Below are 5,875 nucleotides of genomic sequence, written 5' to 3'. Positions count from 1 at the left end.
GCCGCGAACAGCACGGCCCGGGTCGCCCCGCTCCACACCCCGCCGTCCCGCGCGTTCGCGCGCCCGGCCGCGGAGCGCTGCCGCGGCGGGGTGTCGGACGAGGGCGCCGGGTCCTCCGGCGTACGAGAGGGACGGCCCTCCGGCGAACGGTCGGAACGGGCCTGCGGTGAACGGTCGGAACGGGCCTCCGGCGGACGGCCGGAAGTGGACGAAGCGGGCGTGGCGGACGGCGGTTGCCGCTTCCTCGGGGCCGCCGGCTCCCCCTCGGTGTCGACCGCCTGCTCCGCCACGGGCCCACTCCCGTCCACCTGCGCTTACGAGCCCGCCGCGCCGCTGCGGCCGGGGCCACTATGAGCGTAGTTCACTCCGCGTCAGGTACCCGGCACTCCAGGCCCATGGCACCGACCGAAAATCACTCCATCGGATCTTCACCAGGACCGGGTGGGGCCCATGTGTCGCATCGGTGGGCCCGCGCCGCTCCGTGGGCCTACGCCGCGAAGGGGCGGGCCGGCCAGGAGGCGTCGGCCGGGCGGAGGGCGTCGATACCGTCGCCGGAGAGCGCGGCCTGGAGCGCCAGCGCACCCATCGCCAGGCAGGTGTTGTGCAGCTCGCCCGCGAGCGCGCCGCGCACCAGCTCCTCCAGGGACACCCGGGCCAGCTCCATGTCGGCCTCCTCCTCGGAGACCTCGAACCGCTCGCCCTCGGCCGCGGAGATCTCCCGGGCCAGGAAGATCCGTACGGCCTCGTCGGAGCCGCCGGGCGAGGTGTAGACGTCGATCAGGACGCGCCAGTCCTCGGCCTTGACGTGCGCCTCCTCGTACAACTCCCGCTGGGCGGCGTGCAGCGGGTTCTCACCGGGGATGTCCAGGAGACCGGCCGGGATCTCCCACAGCCGCCGGCGGACCGGGTGCCGGTACTGCCGCAGCACGATCACGCGGCCGTCCTCGTCCAGGGCGAGGATGGCGACGGAGCCGGGATGGACCTGGTAGTCGCGGTTGACCCGGCTGCCGTCGGGCATCTCGACCTCGTCGGTGCGCACGCTCGTCTTGTTGCCGGTGAACGGCGTGGCGGTGGCGGTGACCGGCCATTCCTCGGGGGTGTCCTGGATACGCATGCTTGCCTCAGCGTCCTTTCCGCGTGCGGTTGACGGGGGCGGGCCGCGCCGGCCGCCCGCCCCCGTCAACCGTATCGGTCAGGCCCCGGCGCTACGCGTCTGACCAGCGATCTGTCGCTCGACCGCCGCCTTCACCAGACCCGCGAAGAGCGGGTGCGGACGGGTCGGGCGGGAGCGCAGCTCGGGGTGCGCCTGGGTGCCGACCAGATAGGGGTGGACCTCGCGCGGGTACTCCACGTACTCGACGAGCTTGTTGTCCGGAGAGGTGCCGGAGAAGACGATCCCGGCCTTCTTCTCCAGCTCACCGCGGTAGGAGTTGTTGACCTCGTAGCGGTGGCGGTGGCGCTCCTCGACGTACGGCTGGTTGTCGTAGACCTCGCGGACGATCGAGCCCTCGGCCAGCTTGGCCGGGTACATGCCCAGCCGCATGGTGCCGCCCATGTCGCCCTCGCCCGCGACGATGTCGAGCTGCTCGGCCATGGTGGAGATCACCGGGTCGGTGGTGGCGGGCTCGAACTCGGTGGAGTTGGCGCCCTCGATGCCCGCGAGGTTGCGCGCGGCCTCGATGACGATGCACTGGAGTCCGAGGCAGAGGCCCAGCAGCGGGAGCTTGTTCTCCCGGGCGTAGGTGATCGCGCCGACCTTACCGATCACTCCGCGGTCGCCGAAGCCGCCGGGGATGCAGACCGCGTCCACGCCGTCGAGCTGGTCCCGGGCGCCGGCGGCCGTCTTGCAGTCGTCCGAGGTGACCCACTTGATCTTGACGCGGGCGTTGTTGGCGAAGCCGCCGGCGCGCAGCGCCTCGGTGACCGAGAGGTAGGCGTCGGGCAGGTCGATGTACTTGCCGACGAGCGCCACCGTGACCTCGTGGTCGGGCTGGTGGACCCGGCGCAGCAGATCGTCCCACTGGGTCCAGTCCACGTCGCGGAAGGGCAGATCCAGCTTGCGGACGACATAGGCGTCCAGGCCCTCGGAGTGCAGCACCTTGGGGATGTCGTAGATCGACTTGGCGTCGATGGCGGCGACCACGGCCGCGTCGTCCACGTCGCACATCAGCGAGACCTTGCGCTTGATGGAGGTCGGGACCTCGCGGTCGGCTCGCAGCACGATCGCGTCCGGCTGGATACCGATGTTGCGCAGTGCGGCCACCGAGTGCTGGGTGGGCTTGGTCTTCAGCTCACCGGACGGGCCGATGTAGGGCAGCAGCGAGATGTGCACCACGAAGACGTTGTCCCGGCCGACCTCGTGCCGGACCTGGCGGACGGCCTCCAGGAAGGGCAGCGACTCGATGTCGCCGACGGTGCCGCCGACCTCGGTGATGACGACGTCCACGTCATCGGTGGCCATGCGCCGGATGCGGTGCTTGATCTCGTTGGTGATGTGCGGGATGACCTGCACGGTGTCACCGAGGTACTCACCGCGCCGCTCCTTGGCGATTACGGTGGAGTAGACCTGCCCGGTGGTCACGTTGGCCGAGCCGTCGAGGTCGACGTCGAGGAAGCGCTCGTAGTGGCCGATGTCCAGATCGGTCTCGGCGCCGTCGTTGGTGACGAACACCTCACCGTGCTGGAAGGGGTTCATCGTGCCGGGGTCGACGTTCAGATACGGGTCGAGCTTCTGCATGGTGACGCGCAGACCGCGCGCCTTCAGCAGGGCCCCCAGACTGGAGGCGGTAAGACCCTTGCCGAGTGAGGAGGCGACACCCCCGGTGACGAAGAGGTGCTTGGTCGTCATGGGCTTAGCGGCAATGGCCAAGAGGGGGCTCCCGTGGTCGCGTCGTGAGGGTTGCGTACGGCGGCCGCTCCGGATTCGGGGGGTGCCGTCGCTGATGGTTCGGGGGTTTTGTGCCCGCCGCTCCACGGGCTACCAGGGTATCAGCGCCCCGGAGCGGTCGCTGATGACCTGGTTCCCGCGTTCGGTCTGCGCAATCGCCCGAACACCATGCGTGACCTGGCCACCCGATCGGCCGCGAGATACAAGCCACGATGTGGACGGGCTCAAGCGGATCACCGCCCGCCGTCGTATCCTCATCGGACGCACGCATGCGAGCCACCCGGCACGGCACCACCAGCACGCCCCCGGAACAAGAGCTCGTCAGAATTTCCGAGACCGTAAGAAGCGCCCTCCGGGGTGGTACGGCCGTTCGAATGGGGAATGCACGTGGCCGGGCGTATCGAGGATTACGCACTGATTGGTGATATGCAGACCGCCGCCCTTGTCTGCCGGGACGGCACGGTCGACTGGCTGTGTCTGCCGCGGTTCGACTCCCATGCCGTCTTCGCCGGTCTGCTGGGCACTGAGGAACACGGATTCTGGCGCCTGGGGCCCGCCGTCCCCTCGGGGAGCCGGCCGCCCGCCGCCGACCGCCGCCGCTACCGCGGCGACTCGCTGGTGCTGGAATCGGAGTGGGACACTCCGCGCGGCACGGTCCGTGTGATCGACTTCATGCCGCCCCGTGACGGCGCCCCGCAACTGGTGCGGATCGTCGAGGGAGTCAGCGGCCGGGTGCCGATGCGCTCCGCGCTGCGGATGCGGTTCTCCTACGGCTGGGTCGTGCCGTGGGTGCACCGGGTGGACACCCGCACCGTCGCCGTCGCCGGTCCGGACTCCGTCTGGCTGGACACCGAGGCCGACACCTACGGCAAGGACCTCACCACCTACTCCGACTTCACGGTGGGCCCCGGCGACCGGATCGCCTTCACCATCAGTTGGCAGCCCTCGCACAACGAGCCGCCCGCGCTGCCCGAGCCGGAGGTCGCGCTGGAGGCCACCGAGGCGTTCTGGCGGGAGTGGGTCGAGCACTGCACGTACCACGGCCCCTACCGGGACGCGGTGGTCCGCTCGCTGATCACGCTCAAGGCGCTGACCTACGCCCCCACCGGCGGCATCGTCGCGGCGCCCACCACCTCGCTCCCCGAGGACATCGGCGGCGTCCGGAACTGGGACTACCGCTTCACCTGGCTGCGGGACGCGGCGATCACCCTCTCCTCGCTGCTGCGCACCGGCTACCGCGAGGAAGCGCGCGCCTGGCGCGAATGGCTGCTGCGCGCGGTCGCGGGCGACCCGGAGAACCTACAGATCATGTACGGCATCGCGGGCGAGCGGGAGTTGGCCGAGGCCGAGCTGACCTGGCTGCCCGGCTATGAGAACTCCCAGCCGGTCCGGGTCGGCAACGGCGCGGCGGGACAGCTCCAGCTCGATGTCTACGGCGAGGTCACCGAGGCGCTGCACCTGGCCCATATGACGGGCCTGGCGCGCAATGACTACGCGAGCGTGCTCCAGCTCAAGCTGATCCGCTACCTCGAGGAGCACTGGGACGAGCCGGACGAGGGCATCTGGGAGGTGCGCGGGCCGCGCCGCCACTTCGTGCACTCCAAGGTGATGGCCTGGGTCGCGGTCGACCGCACGGTCAAGCTGATCGAATCCGGGGATGTGGACGGGCCGTTGGAGCGCTGGCGGGAGCTGCGCGACGAGATCCACCGGGACGTCTGCGAGCGGGGCTACGACGCCGAGCGCAACACCTTCACCCAGTCCTACGGCTCCAAGGAGCTGGACGCCTCGCTGCTGCTCATCCCGCAGATGGGCTTTCTGCCGCCGGACGACAAGCGGGTCATCGGCACCATCGAGGCGATCCAGCGGGAGCTGTCGACCGAGGACGGCTTCGTCATGCGCTACCCCACCGCGGGCGAGGACGCCGGGGTGGACGGACTCGAGGGCGACGAAGGGGCCTTCCTGGCCTGCTCGTTCTGGCTTGCCGACGATCTGGCGATGATCGGCCGGGTGGACGAGGCGCGCAAGCTCTTCGAGAAGCTGCTCGGGCTCCGCAACGACCTCGGGCTGCTGGCCGAGGAGTGGGACCCGAAGAACCAGCGCCAGGTGGGCAACTTCCCGCAGGCGTTCAGCCATGTGCCGCTGATCGACACCGCGCTGCGGCTGACGGCGTCCGGCGCGTACGGCGGCTAGCGCGCTGACCGGCGAAGAGGGCCCCGCCCGGGGAGCGTCCTGACCATGGAACCGCAGGAACCGCACGAGCCGCAGGAGTCGCGGGAGCCGCATGAGCCGCGGGTGCCCGGCGAACCGCATGAGCCGCGGGTGCCTGGGGAGCCCCATGGGACGATCACCGTGGCGCGGGCCCTCGGCCTTCCCGCCCTGCGCCGCGGGCTCCCCGATGTGGTGTCCGGGGAAGAGCTGCTGGACCGCCCGGTGCGCTGGGTGCACGCCGGCGAGGTGCCCAATATCGCCGCGCTGCTCAAGGGCGGCGAACTGCTGCTGACCACCGGGATCGGGGTCGGGTCGCGCCCCGCCGAGCAGCGCGCCTTCGTGCGCCGGCTGGCCGAGCGGGGCATCGCGGCGCTGGTGGTGGAGCTGGGGCCCCGGTTCCGCACCCTGCCGGGACCGGTCGTGGACACCGCGCGCTCCTGCGGGCTGCCGCTGGTGCAACTCCACCGCGAGGTGCCGTTCGTGACGGTCACCGAGGAGATCCACACCGAGATCGTCAATGCGCACTACGCCCTGCTGCGGCAGGCCGATGTGGTGCACCGGCAGGCCACCGAGGTGCTGCTGCGCGGCGGCGGGGTGCCGGAGATCCTGTGCCACTTCGCCGCCTTCGCGGCCAATCCGGTCTTCCTGGAGACCCCCGACGGGCAACTGCTGTACGCGGCGGGGCCGGGCGGTACGCCCCCGGCGGGCGCGGCCGATCCGCTCCAGGTGTGGGAGGGGCTGCGGGCGCGGCGCGCGGCCGAGCGGCCCGAACCCCCGGCG

Annotated in this window: 4 protein-coding genes and 1 pseudogene; 2 read left to right on the top strand and 3 right to left on the bottom strand. The window is 71.0% G+C overall.

The genetic code is table 11. The annotated features are described in order from the left end of the window. From KN815_RS45510 to pyrG, 3 genes and pseudogenes are all read right to left on the bottom strand, one after another. Nucleotides 1–290: pseudogene (locus tag KN815_RS45510) on the bottom strand (hypothetical protein); the annotation flags it as partial. Between the two features lie 197 nt (nucleotides 291–487). Continuing rightward, the gene (locus KN815_RS45505; protein WP_119986741.1) at nucleotides 488–1,114 is read right to left on the bottom strand and encodes an NUDIX domain-containing protein; all 627 of its coding nucleotides are present in this window, start codon (nucleotides 1,112–1,114) and stop codon (nucleotides 488–490) included. A gap of 78 nt (nucleotides 1,115–1,192) precedes the next feature. After that, entirely contained in the window at nucleotides 1,193–2,848 is a 1,656-nt protein-coding gene (gene pyrG / locus KN815_RS45500) for a CTP synthase (RefSeq protein ID WP_216347661.1), read from the bottom strand. Between the two features lie 420 nt (nucleotides 2,849–3,268). Here pyrG and KN815_RS45495 point away from each other — a divergent pair, with 420 nt between their 5' ends. Together KN815_RS45495 and KN815_RS45490 are read left to right on the top strand one after the other, a co-directional pair. Further along, the gene (locus KN815_RS45495) at nucleotides 3,269–5,077 is read left to right on the top strand and encodes a glycoside hydrolase family 15 protein (RefSeq protein ID WP_216347660.1); all 1,809 of its coding nucleotides are present in this window, start codon (nucleotides 3,269–3,271) and stop codon (nucleotides 5,075–5,077) included. 45 nt (nucleotides 5,078–5,122) lie between these two features. Continuing rightward, on the top strand, nucleotides 5,123–5,875 hold a 753-nt coding region (locus KN815_RS45490), incomplete at its 3' end, for a PucR family transcriptional regulator ligand-binding domain-containing protein (protein WP_253209656.1).

Source organism: Streptomyces niphimycinicus, assembly GCF_018883605.1.
GTDB lineage: Bacteria > Actinomycetota > Actinomycetes > Streptomycetales > Streptomycetaceae > Streptomyces > Streptomyces niphimycinicus.
The sequence above is the reverse complement of the archived record's forward strand: the minus strand, read 5'-3'. Positions and strand labels throughout refer to the sequence as shown.